Genomic DNA, 19,310 nt, shown 5'->3' with positions numbered 1-19,310 from the left:
TTTGATGCGCCTCCAAAATTTTGTTTTAAATTAAAATTTCAATTTTTCTCCTCTCAATGTGTGCGATCACCTCACCAACAAGATAATGAGAACCGGTCACCAAAATTAAATCGTCCTCCCCTGCTTCACCAAGGATAAAATCATACGCCCTGTCAGAATCAGGAATCGCAATCGCTTCAACATTATTTCGCTTAAAAATTTCAGCGATTGTTTTACAGTTAAGCGCACGACCAATTTTCGGTTGTGTCGCAACGGCAAAATCAGCAACCTCAGAAAGTTTCTTTATCATCTTTTCATATTCTTTGTCCTTCATTACACCGAACAAAACAAGTGTCCTTTTTCGTTTGAAATTTCCAAGTTCCGAGACGAGTTGACATATCGCTGGATAGTTATGAGCGACATCAGCTACAACTTTTGGCTTTTCCTTTAAAATTTCAAAACGACCCCTTAATCCCGAAAATCTAACCACATTTAAAAGCCCATCATAAACGAAATCGCTTCTGAACTTAGCTAATCCAAGCTCACAGAGTTTTTCATAAACTAAAATTGAAAGCGCCGAATTTCTCAGCTGAAAGCTCCCGCCAACCCCTGTGACAAGATCACTATAAAAATTTTTCTGTGTATTCAAATCAAATTTTATACTTTTTTCCTCAATCCCCTTCAATCTAAATTTAGCAACTTCATCCAAAACTACAAGCTCGGAGTTTTTCTCATCAGCAACTTTCTTAATCACACCAAGAGCCCTTTCATCTTCACATCCTGTAACACAGGGGATTCCCTTTTTTATTATCCCCGCTTTCTCAAGAGATATCTGCTCAATCGTTTCCCCAAGAACATCCATATGGTCAAATGAAACAGTAGTAATCACAGAAACAGCGGGTTTAATTACATTTGTTGAATCAAGTCGCCCGCCAAGCCCAACCTCTACAACGGCGAAATCAACTTTCTCATCGGCAAAATACTTAAATGCAATCGCCGTCGTTACCTCAAAAAAGGTAGCTTTTAAAAGATCTATTTCATCGCGCAAAATCTCAACATATTCAACAACTCTTTCCCTTGATATCGGTGCGCCATTGATGCGTATCCTCTCCGTGAAATCAACAAGATGCGGTGATGTGTAAAGACCAACTTTGTAACCAGATGAACTTAAAATTGACGCTATAAAAGATGATGCTGAACCTTTACCGTTTGTCCCAGCAATGTGAATTGAGGTGAACTTTTCTTCCGGGTTCTGCAGTAATTTAAGCAATCTTTCAATATTATGCAAACCAAGTTTTATCCCAAAGCGCTGAAGCGAATAAAGATAATTTATCACCTCAAGATATTTCCGATGCTCCATTTGTATTTCTCCCGAATGAGGTTTTATTTGATGTGTTCCTGCGCTTGTTCAATGACGATTGAACCGATCAAATCGTTTATATCAGAAATTTTATTTTCCTCGCAATATGAAATTATCCCGTTTAAAATTTGTATTGAAGCCGTAGGGTCAACGAAATTTGCCGTGCCAACTTGAATAGCTTTTGCACCCGCAATTAAAAATTCAACCGCATCCATCCAGTTCATTATCCCACCGATCCCAATTATCGGTATATCAACATTTTGAAAGACCTCAAAAACCTTCGCAATTGCTATCGGTTTTATCGCCGGACCTGAAAGCCCACCGGTTATCGTTGAAAGCTTCGGTTTTCTCGTCTTTATATCAATAGCCATTCCAACAACAGTATTTATAAGCGATACAGCATCAGCTCCTTCATCCTTGCAAACCTTTGCGATTTCGGAAATCTTTGTAACATTTGGCGTCAACTTTATGATCAATGTTTTATCAGTTGCCTTTCTCACTGAGTTTACAATTTTTGCCGTCATCTCACGGCTTGTCCCAAACTCAAGTCCTCCCTCTTTAACATTTGGACAAGATATGTTAATCTCATAAGCGTCAACTCCACCAGCGTCTTCAATTCTTTTTATGACCTCGCAATAATCTTCAATCCTTTTACCAGCCACATTGACAATTATAGCGGTTTTGAAATTCCTCAAAATGGGAAGTTTCTCAGCTATGAACCTATCAACGCCGATATTTGCAAGACCGATTGAGTTAAGCATACCGCAAGGTGTCTCAACAATCCTCGGCGGTGGATTTCCAGCCCTTGGTTTAAGCGTAAGCGACTTCGTAACTATACCACCGAGCTGACCGACATCAAAAAGCTCAATAAGTTCATCACCATAACCAAATGTCCCAGATGCAACGAGAACTGGATTTTTCAATTTTAAATTTCCTATATCAACTTGCATCTTGATCATATCAAAATCTCCCTTACATTGAAAACGGGTCCATCTTTACATGCAAGCTTATAACTAAAGTCCCTCGTCGTTACAACACAACCTTGGCATAAGCCCGTGCCACAAGCCATTGCTGTTTCAACTGAAACTTCACATTTCAAATTATACTCGTCACAAAGTTTAACAAGGGATTTCAACATCGGGGTTGGACCGCAACCGAAAATTTTAATTTTTGACGAATCCAAATTCAATATGTTTAACTTGACAAGTTCAACAACGGTTCCTTTAAAGCCAGCAGAGCCGTCATCGGTCGCAACATTTACATTTTCAAGTCCATCAGAGATGACTTGCTCTTTTGTCCTTGCACCGACATAAGAAACTATCCTTTTGCCCTTTTCCTTCAAAATTTTCACAAGGAAAGGGAAAGGTGCAACCCCAAGCCCTCCAGCAACAATTAAAGCCACATCAAAATCATCATCAACTTCAAACCCTCTCCCAAGTGGTCCAAACAAATCAACTTCATCGCCTTGCTCTAACTCTGCCAAAATTTTCGTTCCCTTGCCAGCAATGTTAAAAATTAACTTAATGTATTCACCATCAGCATCGCAAATGCTGAAAGGTCTTCTCAACAGCGGATCAAAATAATCTGAAACTTTCACATTTACAAATTGCCCCGGTTTTGAAATGCTTGCAATTTCAGGAGCATAAAGCGTCAACCTGAAAATTCCATCTGTTAGGTGTTCTTTTAACTTTACAGTTGAAACAAGTTTAATTATCATCTATTCGCTTTCTCCTCCTATCCCTTATTTTCATTTCATCCTCAAGTTCGCTTTCAAATTCCTTCTGCTTTGGCTTGACCTCGGGTGTGATCTGAGGTTGTTTCGGCTTTTCCTCTTGTTTATCAGGATTGACCTTCACGCTAACTATCTTGGCATATTCGGTGTTCGGGAAGCTATCAAGTATCTTTGTATAATACTCAATCGCTTTTGAATAATTTTTCAATTTGTATTCATTGATCCACCCAATAGCAAAAAACGCTCTCGCTTTCAAATTCGCATCAACGCTTTGATTATAAACTCTCAAAAAAAGGTCAATCGCTCCCTGCGGGTTTGTGTCAATCATAGAACAAGCGATATTGTAAAGTTTCTCTAAAGTGTCCTTCTCCACATCGTCTTTCACTCCAAGTATTTTCATCGCCTGCTTTGCATACTGCGTTTCTGGAAATTTCCTGATAAGTTCAGCGTAAATTTCCCTGGCTTTTTGGCTGTCTATCGGTTCATAAATCATCCCAAAAAGATAATATGCACGAGCGGAAGCCGATGAATTCGGGTGATTTTTAATTACATCATTTAAATAATGGATCGCTGAATCCAAGCGCCCAAATGACATATAGAAAAGCCACGCAAGTGAATACTTCGCATCAGAAACCTGTTCCTCGGATAAACTATCAGCTCGCGATATCGTTGAGATGTATTTGAAATAGTTATTGTATTGTTCAACCTTCCTCTGTGCAATTTTTGAAACATCACTTTGTGGATTTTCAAGTCGCGCTTTGTCAAAGAAAAACTTCGCTGAATCGTAATTCCCAATCCTTTCCTCATACAAACGCCCAAGCTCAAAATATCCATACGCCGATTCTTCCGTTCTCTTATAAGTTGTGTCAAGGTAAAGATATGTCTGAATTGCCTTGTCAATTTTTCCAGCGTGATTGTATGTCCGAGCAAGTTCAAGGTAAATTCTCCTTGCGTAGTCAGCATCAAAATTTTGCTCCAAAAGATCGTTTAAAGCCCTTAAGGCAATATCATATTCACCAAGTTCTCGCTTTTGAATTGAATATTTTATAAGCGCCCATACTTTAAGGTTTTGTCTTTTCGTGACCTTTGCGGATTCATAATAAAATTTAGCACTTTCTTCTCTGTCTTTTAACTCGCTTATTTCCCCAAGGTAAAATAAAATTTCAGCTTTGTCTTCACCTTTCGCATTGTTTAGCGCGAGTTTTAAGTAATTAATTGCGCTGTCAACCTCGCCAAGCTTAAATTTTGCAACCGCATAAATTTTATAAAGCTTCCCCAAATTCTTTCTCTTTTCTGGATTCGCCTTGGTTTGAAATGACACCACAGCATCAGCATACTTTTTCTCCTTTACAAGCGTCAACATAAGATAATAAAGCGCCTCATTGTAAAGATCACTTCTTGGGAAATTGGAAATCAACTCTGCAAACTTTCTCTCAGCAGCAAGGTAATTATCCTGATAAAGATATGACTTTCCAATTATCAAGAGAGCATCATCTGCTATTGATGTGTTAATATAATACTGCAAAATTTTTGAGCACTTTTTTATAACATCGTCAAGTTTGTTTTTTTCATTTGGCGGTATTTTTATTTCATCATCATTTTTTTCAATCGTTAAAAATTTCTCCGCCTTTTGCCTCCCCTGCACGACCTCTTCAACTTGCGCGAATATCTCCTTAGCGTTATAATAGGTGTTAAAATAAGCATTAAACTCGTTAAACACGCTCTTCCAAACGGAACATCCGAAAATTGGGATTAATACGATGAACAGGGAAATTTTTTTAAAGTTGCGGTTCAATGTCTCGCATTAAAATTGATTTTGCTTGAATAAATTTAAAACAATTGGCTTCAAATTGCAAAAATTTTAGTTGCTTTTTAAGTCATCCCTGCATAAATTTAACTTGTGATTTTTCAAAAATAAAATTTGAGGTTTAAAAATGGCGGTAAGAGTTGCGATTAACGGATTTGGCAGAATCGGGCGACTTGTTTTCAGGGCAGCTGTTCAAAATAATGTTGACGGTCTTGAATTTGTTGCCATAAACGATATCACAGATACGAGAACGCTTGCGCACCTCTTAAAATATGACTCAATTCACCGTCGTTTTCCTGGAACCGTTGAATACACCGATAACGAATTGATCGTGAATGGTAAGCGAATCAAGGTTTTTGCCATCAAAGACCCAACGCAATTACCTTGGAAGGACCTTGGTGTTGATATCGTGATTGAATCAACGGGTCTTTTCACTAAGAAAGCCGACGCTGAGAAACACCTCCAAGCGGGTGCGAAAAAAGTCATAATAACTGCGCCAGCAGATGGGGTTGAAAAGACAATCGTGCTCGGGGTAAACGATAATATCTTAACACCAGATGACACCATTGTCTCAAACGCTTCTTGCACAACGAACTGTTTAGCTCCGATGGTTAAGGTCCTCCACGATAACTTTAAAATCAGAAAGGGTTTGATGACGACAGTTCATGCCTACACGAACGATCAAAGAGTTCTTGACCTTCCACATAAGGACTTAAGAAGAGCAAGAGCTGCTGGAATGTCAATCATTCCGACTACAACCGGTGCAGCTAAAGCTGTTGGGAAAGTTATCCCTGAGCTAAATGGAAAACTTCACGGTTTTGCTCTTAGAGTTCCGGTGCCAGATGGATCAGTCACCGATTTTGTAGCTGAACTTGACAGGAATGTAACGGTTGAAGAGGTCAACAAAGCTTTTAAAGAGGCAAGCGAAACTTATTTAAAGGGGATACTTGAATATACTGAGGATGAAATCGTCTCAAGCGATATAATTGGTAATCCGCACTCTTGTATTTTTGATGCTAAATCAACAATGGTGATGGGTGGAAACCTCGTCAAAGTCATCGGCTGGTATGATAACGAGTGGGGATATTCCTGCAGAGTTGTTGATCTGACCAAAAAAATTGCAAGCATGATGGGTGATTGAGAAAAGAAGCGGTGGCGAAAGCCACCGCAATTTTTTATAAAGTAAAGGGGCAAATGTGATGATTTTTTTAATCTTGCTTTTAAGCGCCAATATCTTATTGGTACAAAATGCGAATGAAATAATTAAAAAAGCTATCGCAAAAGTTGAAGAGAACGATAAAAAAATTGAAAACGCAACGGGCGAATTCAAACTCAAAGTTACATTTAACTATAACCTAACAGTTAAAAAGGCAACCTATGAATTCCTTTACGATGTCAAATTTGAAAATGGAACGATAAAAGAGAGAAAACTCACATCAATCCCACCAAACGCTGACTCTTCAAGCCTGCGAATTGCAAAACAAATTGAAAAAGTCAGAGCAGATGAAAATTTAAAGATAAAAAACCTTATCTTCCCATTCTTAAGATCAGCCTCCAACAACTCCAGCAATACCAAGATAAGTTATAAAACAAGCGGTGTTGAAAAACTTTATGGTCACGATTGTGAAGTCGTAAAGGTTGAATACAAAATCAACAGCGACACATTAAACGCAGAAGGAATAGGGAAAATTTGGATTGATAATTCAAGCTTTGTGCCTTTGAAATGCGAATACGAAATTAACTATAAATCAAAACGTTTCGGCAAGATACAAAATAAACAATTCCTTGACATAAATTCGTTTGATGACACCCTTATACTGTCAAGAAATGAAACACAGGTCTTCCCCAAAGTGCTTTTCATAAAGTTCGGGACTATAAAAATCGTTTACGAGGTGACTGACTTCAAACTTAAAAATAAATCGGGGGAATAAGCCCATGAAAAAAATCACAATTGACGACCTAAACCTAAAAGGCAAAAGGGTTCTCGTTAGAGTTGATTTTAATGTCCCGATTGAGAATGGGAAGGTCGCCGATGACACGAGAATAAGGGAATCACTCCCAACGATAAGAAAAATAATTGAAAGTGGCGGAAAGGCGATTTTAATAAGCCACCTTGGTCGACCGAAGGGATTTGACGAAAAATACAGCTTAAAACCAATCGCAGAACATTTATCAAAACTACTTGGGATAAGCGTTAAGTTCACCCCGGATTGCATTGGTGAAGAAGTAAGGAAAATGGTTTCTGAACTGAAAGAAGGTGAAGTTCTATTGCTTGAAAATGTGAGATTCCATCCTGAGGAAGAAAAAAACGATGAAAACTTCGCCAAAGAGCTCGCTTCAATAGCCGATGTTTATATAAACGATGCTTTTGGAAGCGCTCATCGTGCCCATGCATCAACAGAGGGGGTTGCGAGATTTGTCAAGGAAACAGCCATCGGTTACCTGATGAAAAAAGAAATTGAATATCTATCAAAAGCACTCACAAACCCAGAAAAACCTTATGTAGCAATACTTGGTGGTGCAAAGGTATCAGATAAAATTCAAGTGATAAAAAATTTAATGGATAAAGTTGATGCCTTTTTGATCGGTGGAGGAATGGCAAATACATTTTTGAAAGCGAAAGGTTATGAAGTCGGCAAATCTCTTGTTGAAAATGATAAAATTGAACTCGCAAAAGAAATTCTAAGTGAAGCAGAGAAAAGAAATATAAAATTCATCTTGCCTGTGGATTGTGTGATAGCAAGCGAATTCTCAAATAACGCAAACTTTGAAATAACATCGGTTGACAAAGTTAAACCCGATTGGATGATACTTGATATAGGACCCAAAACGATTGAGACATTTAAAGATGTTTTAAAGGATGCAAAAACAGTTGTTTGGAACGGACCGATGGGCGTCTTTGAATTTGATAATTTCGCTAAAGGAACATTTGAAATAGCTAAAGTCCTTGCCGAGATAACAAGCAAAGGAGCAGTGACGATTGTAGGCGGTGGTGATTCCGCCTCAGCAATTTCAAAAGCGGGACTGTCGGATAAAGTTTCTCATGTCTCAACGGGTGGAGGCGCTTCACTTGAATTCCTTGAAGGAAAAGAGTTGCCCGGAATTTCAGCGATAAAAGACAAGTGAAAATCCTTTACATATTAGAAATCCCTCAGGGCGGTTTCTAAACCGCCCTTTTATTTTTAATTTAGCAAATGCTGTTGTATATTTTAACAAGTGCAAAAAAGAAAAAAACAGAAAATGAGCTATAGGTATTATAGACCAAGCTTTTTTCATGGATTTAGATTTTTCCCATCCGCTATCAAATACTTCATAATTATAAATGTCATTGTCTACCTGTTCCTTATTTTTTTTGGTTTGAACTTTAAAATCTCCGGCGTCCCACTTTACATTTACATTTATAAATACTTCGCTCTAAATCCAATTGGAGATGGATTTAAAATTTGGCAATTGATAACATATATGTTCATCCACGATCCGAAAGGAATATTTCACATTCTTTTCAATATGCTCATGCTTTGGATGTTCGGAACCGAAGTGGAAAACCTTTGGGGAACAAGAAGATTCTTGGTCTATTACTCAACAGCTGGAATTGGCGCTGGAATAACTCACCTTATCATCGCTCCTTTATTTGACCAAATTGGACCTGTTGTTGGGGCCTCTGGCGCAATTTATGGCATAATGACAGCATTTGCTATTATGTTCCCTGATAGGATGATCTTTTTATACTTCTTAATCCCGATACCTGCAAGGATTTTCGTTGCGATACTTGTTTTCTTTGACCTCATAATGGGAATTTTTGGAAGCGATGGAATAGCTCACTTTGCACATCTTGGTGGGGCTGTTGTTGGATTTATTTACATCAAACTTATGTATTCGGGCTTTGATCTTTCTGAACTTTTGGCTAAGTTTAAACTTCCTAAAAAGCAAAAGAAGAAATATCTTCTCGTTGACGATGAGATAATAACACAAGAACAAATTGACGAAATACTTGACAAAATAAACCAATACGGGTATGAAAGTTTAACTGAGCGAGAGAAAAAAATTCTCTATGAAGCAAGCAAAAAGTTGCGTTAAAACAAAGAAGATACCTTTTTATGATAAATAGACGAAAATCAAGAAAAATTTACGTTGGAAGTATTCCCATCGGCGGCGATGCTCCGATTTCGGTTCAATCAATGACTAAAACGAAAACGGAAGATGTCAAAGCAACGCTGAAACAAATCTATCAACTTGCTGAAGCCGGATGTGATATAGTTCGTGTTGCTGTCCCAAACAAAGAATCGGCCGATGCACTCCCCGAAATTGTAAAGGGTTCGCCAATACCAGTCGTTGCAGATATACATTTCAATCATATCTTTGCGCTAAAGGCAATTGAGGCTGGCGTTGCAAAGGTAAGAATTAACCCTGGAAACATCGGTTCAAAAGAAAGGATAAAACAAGTATTAAAAGCTGCGAAAGAACGAGGCATACCGATAAGAATTGGAGTTAATTCCGGCTCACTTGAAAAGGACCTGCTTGAAAAATATGGTTATCCAACAGCAGAAGCTCTGTTTGAAAGCGCAATGCGACATGTTGAGATATGTGAAGAATTCGGCTTTTCCGACATCGTAATATCTGTTAAATCTACGGATGTGAGGTTGATGATAGAAGCATATAGATTAATTGCAAGCAAAACCGACTACCCTCTTCATCTCGGTGTGACGGAGGCAGGACCATTTTTCACAGGGACGATAAAATCAGCTGTCGGCATCGGGACATTACTTGCTGAAGGAATTGGAGACACGATAAGAGTTTCTCTAACGGATGACCCTGTGAAGGAAGTTGAAGTTGGAAGGGAAATCCTCCGTTCGCTTGGGCTTGCATCAAGAAATGTTGAAATAATAGCTTGTCCAACATGTGGACGACTTGAGGTTAACCTGTTCAAAATCGTAAATGAACTTCAAGAAAAACTTAACAAGGTGAAAAAGCCAGTAAAAGTTGCAATCCTAGGTTGTGTCGTCAATGGTCCAGGAGAGGCAAGTGAGGCAGATATAGGCGTTGCTTGTGGAAAGGGAGTTGGAATTCTATACAGAAATGGCGAAGTGATAAGAAGAGTTAAAGAGGAAGAAATAGTTCAAGCGGTGGTTGAAGAAGTTGAGAAGTTCAATCCAAATGGAAGATAATCAAAAACTAAAACTGATGAAGAAAATGAAAGAGAATAATTTCCCGTTCCCGGGGATACCAACGACATCAGATGGAGCCGGAGCTGTCGTCTGGGTTGAGACACATATAAGCCAAGGTGCTTGTGCTTATCCGATAACCTCATCTACAACTATGGGACAGGGATTTCAAGCTGAGGTCGCAAATGGAAAGAGAAATCTCTGGGGCGATAAACTATTTTTCTTTGAACCGGAGTCGGAACATAGCTCCGCCTCCGTCTGCGAAGGATTTGCTGCAGCAGGCGGTAGAATTACAAATTTCACCTCTGGACAGGGACTCATCTTAATGAAAGAAGTTCTTTACACAATTGCAGGCAAAAGGTTACCTATCGTTTTTCACATTGGAGCGAGGGCTTTAACCTCGCATTCTCTAAATGTTCACGCTGGGCATGACGATGTCATGGGAGTTGCCGATTGCGGTTGGGGGATAATTTTTGCAAGAAATGTCCAAGAAGTCGCAGATTTAACACTTATAGCTCACCGAGCAGCTGAAAATTCCGATACTCCATTTTTAATGGTTCAAGATGGTTTCCTTACAACACACACAATTGAAAATGTCCTTCTCCCAGAACCAGAACTTATGAAACAATTTATTGACGATCCCAACAAGAAACTCAAAAACCTGATGAACCCATACTTTCCGCTTATGTCCGGGGTCGTCCAAAATCAAGACAGCTACATGAAAGGTAAAATAGCCCAAAGATACTACTACGACAAGGTTCCAGAAGCACTGAAAGAAGCAATGGAGACATTCTATAAATTAACTGGAAGAAGATATAATTTCATAGATCCGTATAAAGTTGAAGATGCGGAATATGTCATCGTTGGAATGGGCTCATTTATGGAAACAGCTATGGCAACGGTTGATTATTTGAGGGAAGTTGAAGGATTGAAAGTTGGAGCTTTAACTGTTACAGTTTTTGCCCCCTTCCCTGGGAAAGAAATCGTTGAAGCCCTTAAACATGTCAAAGCATTTGCAGTCCTTGAAAGAATGGATAACCCACTAGCCCAATCAAATCCTCTTACGATGTCAATTAAAGCTTCTTTTGCGGATGCTTTCATCGGTTCAAAAGGTTATCCTAAGATTGACAGGATACCGAGAATTTTCTCCGGAGCCGGTGGACTTGGAAGCAGAGATGTAAGACCAGGGGACTTCATCGCAATTTTCAAAAATATGATGAGAAACGACGGGAAAGAGAAAGAATTTTTTGTCGTAGGAATCAAACATGAACTTGCCCTTGAAAGAGAATATGATCCAGATGTTAGACCAAGAGGTGCTTTCTCAATGCGTGGTCATTCAGTTGGCGGATATGGCTCTGTGACGACTAACAAAGTCATAGCTACAATGCTTGAGGATATCTTCAAGCTTCAAGTTCAAGCTTATCCAAAATATGGCTCTGAAAAGAAAGGGCTACCAACGACATATTATCTAACGGTTGCGAAAGAAAAAATAAGGACACATTGTGAACTCACGCATGTTGAATTCGTCCCTGTAAATGATGTAAACGCATTCAATAATGGAAATCCACTTGCCGGGTTAAGTGAGGGTGGAACACTTTTCATCCAAAGCGATAAAACAAACCCAGAAGATGTCTGGACTGATATACCTTCATACGCAAAGAAGATAATAAAAGATAGAAAGATAAAAGTTTATTACCTTGACACGGTGAAAATTGCCCGCGAGGTTGCTCCAACACCAGACCTTGAACAAAGGATGCAAGGAATAGTTCTGCTTGGTATTTTCCTAAGGGTCACACCTTTCAGAGAAAACTATAATTTAAGTGAAGAAGAACTTTTCAAGGGAGTTGAAAAATCAATAAGAAAATATTTCGGAAGACGCGGTGAAAATGTCGTCAAAGCAAATCTTGAAGCTGTAAAGCGCGGTTACTATGAAGTCATGCAAATCCCAAGCGAATTAATTGAAGCAACTGAAGTAAAAGCTGAATTTGAATTTTAAACAAAACTTGGAGAGAAAAATGGAAGAGAAAAAAAATTATTTTGATACAGAAAATCTTGAGGAAATTTACAAGGACATCATAGATATTGGATACTTCAACGAGCAAGTCGTTGGTGCATATAACAATGGAACTGCTGAAGAAGAATTACCCGCTGATATTTACACCGCACGGAGCATCATCCCAGCTGGAACAGGTGCTTTACGTGATTTTAGCTATATCGCCCCAGAAATTCCGCTCTTTAACTCTGATAATTGCGTTGGCTGTATGGAATGTGTGACCGAATGTCCAGACACGGCAATACTTGGAAAGGTCATTCCAGAGTCAAAGCTTGAGGAGGAACTAAATAAAATCCAAGACCCCGTAAAACGCGAACATTTAAGAAGACAATTTGCTAAGACGACGAAATATTATGATGTTCCGAAGCGAAAAGGAATTGAGCCGGGGCTTTTCATGATAGCAATTGACCCCACTAAATGCAAAGGTTGCGCTGAATGTGTCTTTGCTTGCGGTGATCACAACGCTTTGCAAATGGTTAAAAAGACAAGGGAAAATTTAAAGACATATAAAGAAACATTTGAATTTTACACGAAACTTCCGGAAACGCCCAAAGAATATATCCAGGACAAAGTCCTCGCAGATATGATGCTTGCTGGTAAATCACTGCTCTATGTCGGAGGGGCTGGCTCTTGTATGGGCTGTGGCGAAGCAACCGCAATAAGAATGATGCTTGCTGCAACTGGTTTTGTATATGGCCCAGAAAATATAGGCATTGTTGCAGCAACCGGTTGTAACACGGTTTATTCTTCAACTTATCCATATAACCCCTTTAGAGTTCCGTGGATAAATTCACTTTTTGAAAATGCCCCAGCAGTTGCAATTGGAATAAGGGCAAGATGGGACCAAATGGGTTGGCAACACAAGAGATTGTGGGTCATCGGCGGTGACGGAGCAATGTATGACATCGGCTTTCAATCGCTTTCAAGAATGCTCGCCTCAGGAATGGACATAAAAGTTTTAGTCCTTGATACCCAAGTTTACTCAAACACAGGCGGTCAATCATCAACATCAAGTTATTTAGGACAAGACACAAAACTTTCAGCTTACGGTAAGGAAATAAAAGGCAAATCAGAGCGTAGAAAGGAACTCGCTCAAATTATAATGATGCATCCTGATGTTTTTGTAGCCCAAACAACAGCTGCACACATAAACCACTTTTATAGGTCAATTATTTCAGCCAATGAATACCCGGGACCAGCTGTCGTTATAGTTTATACCACTTGTCAACCTGAACACGGCGTTGGCGATGATATGGCAATGCATCAAGCACGCCTTGCGGTTGAGTCAAGAGCATTTCCTCTTTTGATTTATGACCCAAGAAAAGGTGAAACAATAAAAGAACGTCTCAGTCTGCAGGGTAATCCAGCCGTAAAAGAGGATTGGTATGTTCACCCGAAAACCGGCGAGGTTATTGATTTTATCTACTTTGCGAGGACCGAGGGAAGATTTGCCAAACACTTTGATAAAGATGGTAACCCCGATGAGGTCTTGCTCAAAGCTCAAGAAGATCGTCTTAAAAATTGGCGACTTCTACAGGAACTTGCAGGATTGAGATAGAAACTAACTTGATTTTTTGAAACAATGTTATTAATTTTCAAACAAATTTTCTTTCATTCACATTGAACGAGAATGCCCAAAGAGGAGAAAAATCCTGCAAGTTTCATTGCTGCGGTTGCTTTCTTTCTTATGCTTTTATTTTTGATCGTCGTGATTGACAATAAAACCTTGCGCTTTGTTCTCGCGGCTACTTTACTTGGTTCATTATTCGTCTTGCTGTTAATTTTTTTAAACAAGAGAAAAAAAGCAACCGAACTTTCAAATTTGAACGTGAAAACATTCAAAACAAGCACACAACGCGAAGAAGGTTTCATAATAAAAAAACAGGAACAAACTACAGCAACACCAACGGAAAAACTAAATCCAAGAGATGAATTTAAAACGCTATTAAGACAAGTTCTCACGATAATTAAAAATCAAATTTTCTCCGATTCAGTTGCTTTCTATTGGGCAAATGAGGACAAACGACAAATGGTCCTTGAGGAGGGCATAACTGAACTTGGCTATAATTTTGTGAAAAGATATAACTGGGACGATGATGTTTTAACGGATGTAGCAATAACTGGCAACCCCAAAATTCTCGGGGATATACTTGCCGAAAAAGATGTGATAAAATATCAAAGTCCAAGCGTCGGTGTAAAATCACTGCTTGTTTATCCAGTAACATACAGAAACAAAGTCATCGGCGTCATTTTAGTTGATTCAAAACAAACCCAAACCTTTAGCGAAGACGATTTAAAAAATATCGCACTATTTGCGGATTTGATTTCAAACCTGATAGAAAATTACACTACGAAATTTGACCTTTTCTACAGTGACAAGGTTCTTGAAGTTATAAGCGATTCTAATTTGACGAATGTAGAACAAATTTTAAACAAAGTTCAAAATTTCGCCATTAAAATACTTGACTGTGTAGCGTTTGGGGCTGTGCTTCAAGAGGATGAAAAATGGGTTGTAAAAATTGGGCAATCAAAAATTGGGAAATATATTGATGTTGGGACACCCATTGACCTAACTGGGTCTATCGTTGGTGAAGTTATCACAACTGGACGAGCAAAAATAATTCCGTCCACAAGAACTGTGGGTAAAGTAGTAAGATTTACTGAAAATGAAAAAATAAATTTAGAATCGTCAATCGCTGTAATTCCGATAAACCACGGCTTCAAGTGTTATGGCGCCATGATTTTTGAACACTCAAAGCCGAACTTTTTCGCCTCTCACTCCGATTTACAAAAACTTGAGGCACTTACAAAAATAACAGGTGTAATACTTGAAAACGAAAATTTAAACGAACTTATTGAAAATTATTTCATCTATGATGAAGCGACACTTCTTATGCGTAAAAACTATTTTCTGTTGCGACTTGATGCCGAAGTAGAAAGAAAACTAAAACACGGTGGTTTCCTCTCACTCGTACTTTTTAGCGTTGATAACCTTGACTACATAAGAAAGACCTATGGTGGCGAGGCAACCTACTTAATTCTTCCTGAGATAAGTAACATAGTTAGGGAGAGGATAAACAAGTTTGATTTAGCCGGGAAACTTGATGAAAATTTAATAGGTGTAGCTCTTGTAGAAATGGATGCAACTGATGCACAACTTTGGGCGGAAAAGTTGAGAAGGAGTATATCAAACCATGAGATAAGATTTGAAGATAAAAGTTTTAGCGTAACCATTACAGTTGGCGTTTCCCCCTGGGACGGCGATAGAAATGCAGAGGAATTCTTTTTAAGAGTAATGAACGGCTTTTTAAAAGTAAAGCAATCAGCCGAAAACATAGTTAAAGTTTTCTAAAATAAACTTAAAAAGGTAGAGAGATGGCAAAGAAAGTAGCTTCATTTGCTGACAAAGTAGCAAAGGATGCCAAAAAAGTCATTGAGGCATGTCCAAAGTGCGGGGCACCGCTTCTTACAGCTAAACTTGTCGTTTCAAGAAAAGATGACACCAAAAATTCATGGAGATTTAATACGAAATCGGTGAAAGTATGCAAATGCAACGAGAAGGAAGTTTATGCAATGTAAGGAACATTTTAAAAAATTTTAAAGTTAATTTATCAGTGAGCAATAAAGTTAAAGGTACGGGATGATATTAGGCAAAGTTGTTGGGACTGTCTGGGCGACTAAAAAGGACGAGAACTTGACAGGTTTAAAATTTCAAATTGTAAAGCATGTTGACCTTGATTATAAAGTTAAGGACAGCTTTTTAATAGCGGTTGATAGTGTTGGAGCTGGCGTTGGGGAGATCGTCCTTGTCGCCACGGGCAGTTCCGCACGACTTACCACTGTGACCAAGAATAAACCCGTTGACGCTGTTATAATGGCAATAGTTGATAAGATTGATGTTGTATCGGATTAAAAAATTAAAATAGCAAAGAAGTGTTCATCGCAAAGGTGATCGGAACTGTTTGGGCTACGATAAAAGATAAAAATTTGAACGGGTTTAAAATTCAAATAATTCAACCGCTAAATTCAAAGCAAGAAAAGATTGGAAATCCAATTATAGCTGTTGATACTATTGGGGCTGGTCCAGGAGAATTAGTCATGTATATAACCGCTCGTGAGGCAGTTATACCAATGGGTGTTAAAGAAGCTCCCGTTGATGCTTCAATTGTAGGAATAATCGAAAAAATTGACCTTGTATAAATAGAAACAAAAAAGAAAAGAGGTGAGTCGCAAAGCTATGGTGAGAATCACGAAAACCATAACAAATCGCGAAAGTATTTCAATTGATAAGTATCTTCAGGAAATAGGTAAGTATGAACTTCTTACGCCAGAGGAGGAAATTGAACTTGCAAGAAGAGCTAAACAAGGGGACGAGAAAGCACTTGAAAGGTTGATTCAAGCAAATCTTCGTTTTGTCGTCAGCGTAGCAAAACAATATCAAAACCAAGGTCTCCCACTTGGAGACCTTATAAACGAGGGTAATCTTGGACTGATAAAAGCTGCGAAAAGATTTGATGAAACGAGGGGATTTAAATTTATCTCTTATGCTGTCTGGTGGATAAGACAATCAATACTTCAAGCACTGGCTGAACAATCAAGGATCGTTCGTTTGCCTCTCAATAGAGTTGGCGCTTTGAATAAGATAGGGAAAAAACTCAGCCAACTTGAACAGGAATTTGAAAGGGAACCCAGCACTAATGAACTCGCTGAAGAACTTGACATGAGCGTGTATGAGGTTGCCGATACTTTGAAAATTTCAGGAAAACATATCTCCATGGACGCTCCCTTCGTACAAGGAGAGGATAACAAACTCCTTGACATAATGCCTAATGAAAATGACCCAATGCCCGACCATGAATTGATGAGAGAATCCCTTAGAAAAGAAATTGAAGAAGCGCTCAGCACGCTTGATCAAAGGGAAAGGGAAGTTGTTAAGCTTTACTTCGGGATCGGATATGAACATCCACTCACACTTGAAGAGATCGGTGAAAAATTCAAACTTACAAGAGAAAGGGTTAGACAGATTAAGGAAAAAGCCATCCGAAAGCTTAGACATCACTCCAGAAGCAAAGCCCTTAGAGCATATCTTGGTTAATTTGCCCCGACCGCCCATTTGGTCGGGTCTTTTTAAAAAAATTTGCCCTAAAGTGAGAGCGATAATTTTTCTATGTTTGTTTCTCATCTCATGTTTACCCGCAGTAAGATATTCAAACATCACCGAAAAAAGAATTCCAAAGGAAGCAAAACCATCCGATCTCAAAAAAGCTATTATCAACGAGGTCAAAAACCACATCGGCACACTATATAAAAAAGGCAGCGACGGAATAAAAGGAATGGATTGTTCATACTTCACGATGATTGTCTTCAAAAACGCAATTGGTTTGAACTTACCGAGGACGACATCTGAACAGTTTAAACTTGGAAGTTTAATAACCGATTACGACTCGCTTGAGGTTGGTGACCTTTTATTTTTCAACACGACCGGGGAAATAGCTTCACATGTTGGAATTTACATAGGCGACGGACTTTTCGCACACGCAAGCGTAAGTGAAGGCGTTACAATTTCTTCAATCAACAATCCATATTACCGCAAGAGATTCAACGGCGCTAAAAGAATAATTGAATCAAAGTAAATTGCTTTTAAGGGTTAAAAATCTCGCTGTACATTTCACAACCGATGGCAAAATTATAAAAGCAGTTGACGGGATCTCATTTGAAATAGATGAAGGTGAAACCGTCGCTTTTGTGGGGGAATCTGGAAGTGGCAAAAGCGTAACAGCTTTATCCATCGTTCGGCTCATTGATCCGCCTGGTAAAATCGTAAATGGCGAAATCCTATGGAAAGACGAGATTGACCTTTTGAAAGTTGATGAAGACACAATGAGAAAAATCAGAGGGCGTGAAATAAGCATAATTTTCCAAGATGTTTCAAACTCGTTAAACCCCGTCCTCTCGGTTGGACAACAAGTAGCTGAGGTCTTCACATCTCACTTTATGATGAACAAAAAAGAAGCGCGCGAAAGGGTTTTTGAATTATTTGAAAAAATCGGAATAAAGGAGCCGGGAAAAATTTTTGATCTTTACCCACATCAACTTTCGGGTGGATTAAAACAAAGGATTTTAATAGCGATTGCTTTTGCACTTAAACCGAAGCTTGTCATCGCCGACGAGCCAACATCATCGGTTGACGCTCTAACCCAATATCAAATCCTTGAACTTTTCAATTCACTCCAAAAGGAATATAAAACATCTATTTTACTCATAACGCATAACTTTGGCATCGTAACAAAAATATCAAAAAGAGTTTATGTCATGCACAAAGGCAAAATCGTTGAAAGTGGTGATACCTCAGCTGTCCTATCAAAACCATCGCATCCATATACAATAAAACTAATTGAATCAGCCAAATTTTTATCGCTTTGACCTCACTTGACAATGGTCACTTCCCCCGAAGATAAACTGATCGTGGATTCCCCGACTTTGAGCTGAAGGAATCCTTTGGAATCAACATCAACAGCAGTTCCATTTATCGTCTTACCTGCGTGTATAAGTGTAATTTCCTTGCCGAGCATTGAACATTTCTCTTTCCACTTTTTCATAATTTCAGTGAAATCATGGGTTTGATTGACTTTTAGATAATTTGACTCAAGCGAGCGCAAAATTTCTTGAAGGAGAGCAACTCTGTCATAATACTTTCCTGTCTCAATTAAAAGTGAAGTCGCATAATTTTTAATTTCCTTTGGGAACCCCTCTTGATTTACATTGACACCGATTCCAAGTATAACAAAATCGCCTTTATCAGCGGTTATTGATGCTTCCATAAGTATTCCAGAAACTTTTTTTCCGTTTATCAAAAGGTCGTTTGGCCATTTCGTGTTAACTTTAACATTTGCGATTTTCTCAATTGCTTCAGCCACGGAAACAGCACTTAAAAATGAAATCAAACCAAACTTTTCAAGCGGTATTGAAGGTCGGATTATAATTGACATCAAGATATTTTTCCCCGGCTCTGAAGTCCAAACCCGCCCAAATCTACCTCTCCCTTTTGACTGATAATCAGCTATAACAATTGTTCCCTCGGGTTCATCTCTTTCAGCAAGTGATTTGGCATAGTCCATTGTGGATTTTATACTTTTAAAAGAAATTATTCTCCTTCCGAAAATCGTCGTCCCAAGATTTGATGTTATGTGCTCTTCCGTTAGTTCCATTTGATCAAA

Annotated in this window: 19 protein-coding genes; 14 read left to right on the top strand and 5 right to left on the bottom strand. The window is 38.7% G+C overall.

The genetic code is table 11. The features are described 5' to 3' along the window. Positions 1–25 precede the first annotated feature (25 nt). Genes FKZ43_RS06570 through FKZ43_RS06555 form a run of 4 tightly spaced genes read right to left on the bottom strand, consistent with a single transcriptional unit; the run spans position 26 to position 4,791 of the window. On the bottom strand, positions 26–1,339 hold the full coding sequence (locus FKZ43_RS06570) for a bifunctional folylpolyglutamate synthase/dihydrofolate synthase (RefSeq protein ID WP_140945077.1): 1,314 nt from the start codon (positions 1,337–1,339) through the stop codon (positions 26–28). 23 nt (positions 1,340–1,362) lie between these two features. Further along, a complete protein-coding gene (locus FKZ43_RS06565) occupies positions 1,363–2,295 on the bottom strand; it encodes a dihydroorotate dehydrogenase (protein ID WP_140945121.1) in 933 nt (310 codons plus the stop codon). Continuing rightward, a complete protein-coding gene (locus FKZ43_RS06560) occupies positions 2,295–3,056 on the bottom strand; it encodes a dihydroorotate dehydrogenase electron transfer subunit (RefSeq protein WP_140945076.1) in 762 nt (253 codons plus the stop codon). The genes FKZ43_RS06565 and FKZ43_RS06560 overlap by 1 nt, the downstream gene beginning before the upstream one ends. After that, positions 3,046–4,791, bottom strand: a complete 1,746-nt coding sequence (locus FKZ43_RS06555; RefSeq protein WP_181180292.1) for a tetratricopeptide repeat protein — start codon at positions 4,789–4,791, stop codon at positions 3,046–3,048. Before FKZ43_RS06555 ends, FKZ43_RS06560 begins: the two co-directional genes overlap by 11 nt. Positions 4,792–5,005: 214 nt before the next feature. Here FKZ43_RS06555 and gap point away from each other — a divergent pair, with 214 nt between their 5' ends. From gap to FKZ43_RS06485, 14 genes are all read left to right on the top strand, one after another. Next, entirely contained in the window at positions 5,006–6,019 is a 1,014-nt protein-coding gene (gene gap, locus FKZ43_RS06550; protein ID WP_140945074.1) for a type I glyceraldehyde-3-phosphate dehydrogenase, read from the top strand. A 58-nt stretch (positions 6,020–6,077) separates the two neighbouring features. Then, positions 6,078–6,809, top strand: a complete 732-nt coding sequence (locus FKZ43_RS06545; RefSeq protein WP_140945073.1) for a hypothetical protein — start codon at positions 6,078–6,080, stop codon at positions 6,807–6,809. A gap of 4 nt (positions 6,810–6,813) precedes the next feature. Beyond that, positions 6,814–8,004, top strand: a complete 1,191-nt coding sequence (locus tag FKZ43_RS06540) for a phosphoglycerate kinase (protein WP_140945072.1) — start codon at positions 6,814–6,816, stop codon at positions 8,002–8,004. Between the two features lie 114 nt (positions 8,005–8,118). Continuing rightward, entirely contained in the window at positions 8,119–8,955 is an 837-nt protein-coding gene (locus FKZ43_RS06535; RefSeq protein WP_140945071.1) for a rhomboid family protein, read from the top strand. Positions 8,956–8,978: 23 nt separating this feature from the next. Continuing rightward, positions 8,979–10,043: a flavodoxin-dependent (E)-4-hydroxy-3-methylbut-2-enyl-diphosphate synthase gene (gene ispG, locus FKZ43_RS06530; RefSeq protein WP_140945120.1), complete on the top strand. Its 1,065-nt coding sequence runs from the start codon at positions 8,979–8,981 to the stop codon at positions 10,041–10,043. Between the two features lie 25 nt (positions 10,044–10,068). After that, positions 10,069–12,036 carry a 2-oxoacid:acceptor oxidoreductase family protein gene (locus FKZ43_RS06525; protein ID WP_140945070.1) on the top strand — a complete coding sequence of 656 codons (1,968 nt, stop codon included), beginning with the start codon at positions 10,069–10,071 and terminating at the stop codon, positions 12,034–12,036. 19 nt (positions 12,037–12,055) lie between these two features. Beyond that, a complete protein-coding gene (locus tag FKZ43_RS06520) occupies positions 12,056–13,651 on the top strand; it encodes a thiamine pyrophosphate-dependent enzyme (RefSeq protein WP_140945069.1) in 1,596 nt (531 codons plus the stop codon). Between the two features lie 72 nt (positions 13,652–13,723). Next, entirely contained in the window at positions 13,724–15,445 is a 1,722-nt protein-coding gene (locus FKZ43_RS06515; RefSeq protein ID WP_140945068.1) for a sensor domain-containing diguanylate cyclase, read from the top strand. A gap of 23 nt (positions 15,446–15,468) precedes the next feature. Next, on the top strand, positions 15,469–15,672 hold the full coding sequence (locus FKZ43_RS06510) for a hypothetical protein (protein ID WP_140945067.1): 204 nt from the start codon (positions 15,469–15,471) through the stop codon (positions 15,670–15,672). A 61-nt stretch (positions 15,673–15,733) separates the two neighbouring features. After that, positions 15,734–16,006 carry a EutN/CcmL family microcompartment protein gene (locus tag FKZ43_RS06505; RefSeq protein ID WP_140945066.1) on the top strand — a complete coding sequence of 91 codons (273 nt, stop codon included), beginning with the start codon at positions 15,734–15,736 and terminating at the stop codon, positions 16,004–16,006. Positions 16,007–16,026: 20 nt separating this feature from the next. Then, positions 16,027–16,293: a EutN/CcmL family microcompartment protein gene (locus tag FKZ43_RS06500; RefSeq protein ID WP_140945065.1), complete on the top strand. Its 267-nt coding sequence runs from the start codon at positions 16,027–16,029 to the stop codon at positions 16,291–16,293. 37 nt (positions 16,294–16,330) lie between these two features. Further along, positions 16,331–17,188, top strand: a complete 858-nt coding sequence (locus tag FKZ43_RS06495; protein WP_140945064.1) for a sigma-70 family RNA polymerase sigma factor — start codon at positions 16,331–16,333, stop codon at positions 17,186–17,188. Between the two features lie 52 nt (positions 17,189–17,240). Further along, positions 17,241–17,726, top strand: a complete 486-nt coding sequence (locus tag FKZ43_RS06490) for a C40 family peptidase (RefSeq protein ID WP_140945063.1) — start codon at positions 17,241–17,243, stop codon at positions 17,724–17,726. Beyond that, positions 17,713–18,516 (top strand): ABC transporter ATP-binding protein, encoded by an 804-nt coding sequence (locus FKZ43_RS06485; RefSeq protein WP_140945062.1) that lies wholly within the window; start codon positions 17,713–17,715, stop codon positions 18,514–18,516. The genes FKZ43_RS06490 and FKZ43_RS06485 overlap by 14 nt, the downstream gene beginning before the upstream one ends. A 2-nt stretch (positions 18,517–18,518) precedes the next feature. On the opposite strand, the gene FKZ43_RS06480 is transcribed toward FKZ43_RS06485, so the two are convergent. Next, complete coding sequence (locus tag FKZ43_RS06480; protein WP_140945061.1) at positions 18,519–19,301, bottom strand: biotin--[acetyl-CoA-carboxylase] ligase; 783 nt, start codon at positions 19,299–19,301, stop codon at positions 18,519–18,521. Positions 19,302–19,310 lie beyond the last annotated feature (9 nt).

This window comes from Candidatus Thermokryptus mobilis (assembly GCF_900070205.1).
Classification (GTDB): domain Bacteria; phylum Bacteroidota; class Ignavibacteria; order Kryptoniales; family Kryptoniaceae; genus Kryptonium; species Kryptonium mobile.
Note: the sequence above shows the minus strand (reverse complement) of the source record. Positions and strands in the feature narration are given on the sequence as shown.

Bases quoted from the DNA above. Each gene is read 5' to 3' on its own strand.
- FKZ43_RS06570 (WP_140945077.1), bottom strand. From the start codon at position 1,339: ATGGAGCATCGGAAATATCTTGAGGTGATAAATTATCTTTATTCGCTT.
- FKZ43_RS06560 (WP_140945076.1), bottom strand. From the start codon at position 3,056: ATGATAATTAAACTTGTTTCAACTGTAAAGTTAAAAGAACACCTAACA.
- gap (WP_140945074.1), top strand. From the start codon at position 5,006: ATGGCGGTAAGAGTTGCGATTAACGGATTTGGCAGAATCGGGCGACTT.
- FKZ43_RS06545 (WP_140945073.1), top strand. From the start codon at position 6,078: ATGATTTTTTTAATCTTGCTTTTAAGCGCCAATATCTTATTGGTACAA.
- FKZ43_RS06540 (WP_140945072.1), top strand. From the start codon at position 6,814: ATGAAAAAAATCACAATTGACGACCTAAACCTAAAAGGCAAAAGGGTT.
- FKZ43_RS06535 (WP_140945071.1), top strand. From the start codon at position 8,119: ATGAGCTATAGGTATTATAGACCAAGCTTTTTTCATGGATTTAGATTT.
- FKZ43_RS06525 (WP_140945070.1), top strand. From the start codon at position 10,069: ATGAAAGAGAATAATTTCCCGTTCCCGGGGATACCAACGACATCAGAT.
- FKZ43_RS06520 (WP_140945069.1), top strand. From the start codon at position 12,056: ATGGAAGAGAAAAAAAATTATTTTGATACAGAAAATCTTGAGGAAATT.
- FKZ43_RS06515 (WP_140945068.1), top strand. From the start codon at position 13,724: ATGCCCAAAGAGGAGAAAAATCCTGCAAGTTTCATTGCTGCGGTTGCT.
- FKZ43_RS06510 (WP_140945067.1), top strand. From the start codon at position 15,469: ATGGCAAAGAAAGTAGCTTCATTTGCTGACAAAGTAGCAAAGGATGCC.
- FKZ43_RS06505 (WP_140945066.1), top strand. From the start codon at position 15,734: ATGATATTAGGCAAAGTTGTTGGGACTGTCTGGGCGACTAAAAAGGAC.
- FKZ43_RS06495 (WP_140945064.1), top strand. From the start codon at position 16,331: ATGGTGAGAATCACGAAAACCATAACAAATCGCGAAAGTATTTCAATT.
- FKZ43_RS06480 (WP_140945061.1), bottom strand. From the start codon at position 19,301: ATGGAACTAACGGAAGAGCACATAACATCAAATCTTGGGACGACGATT.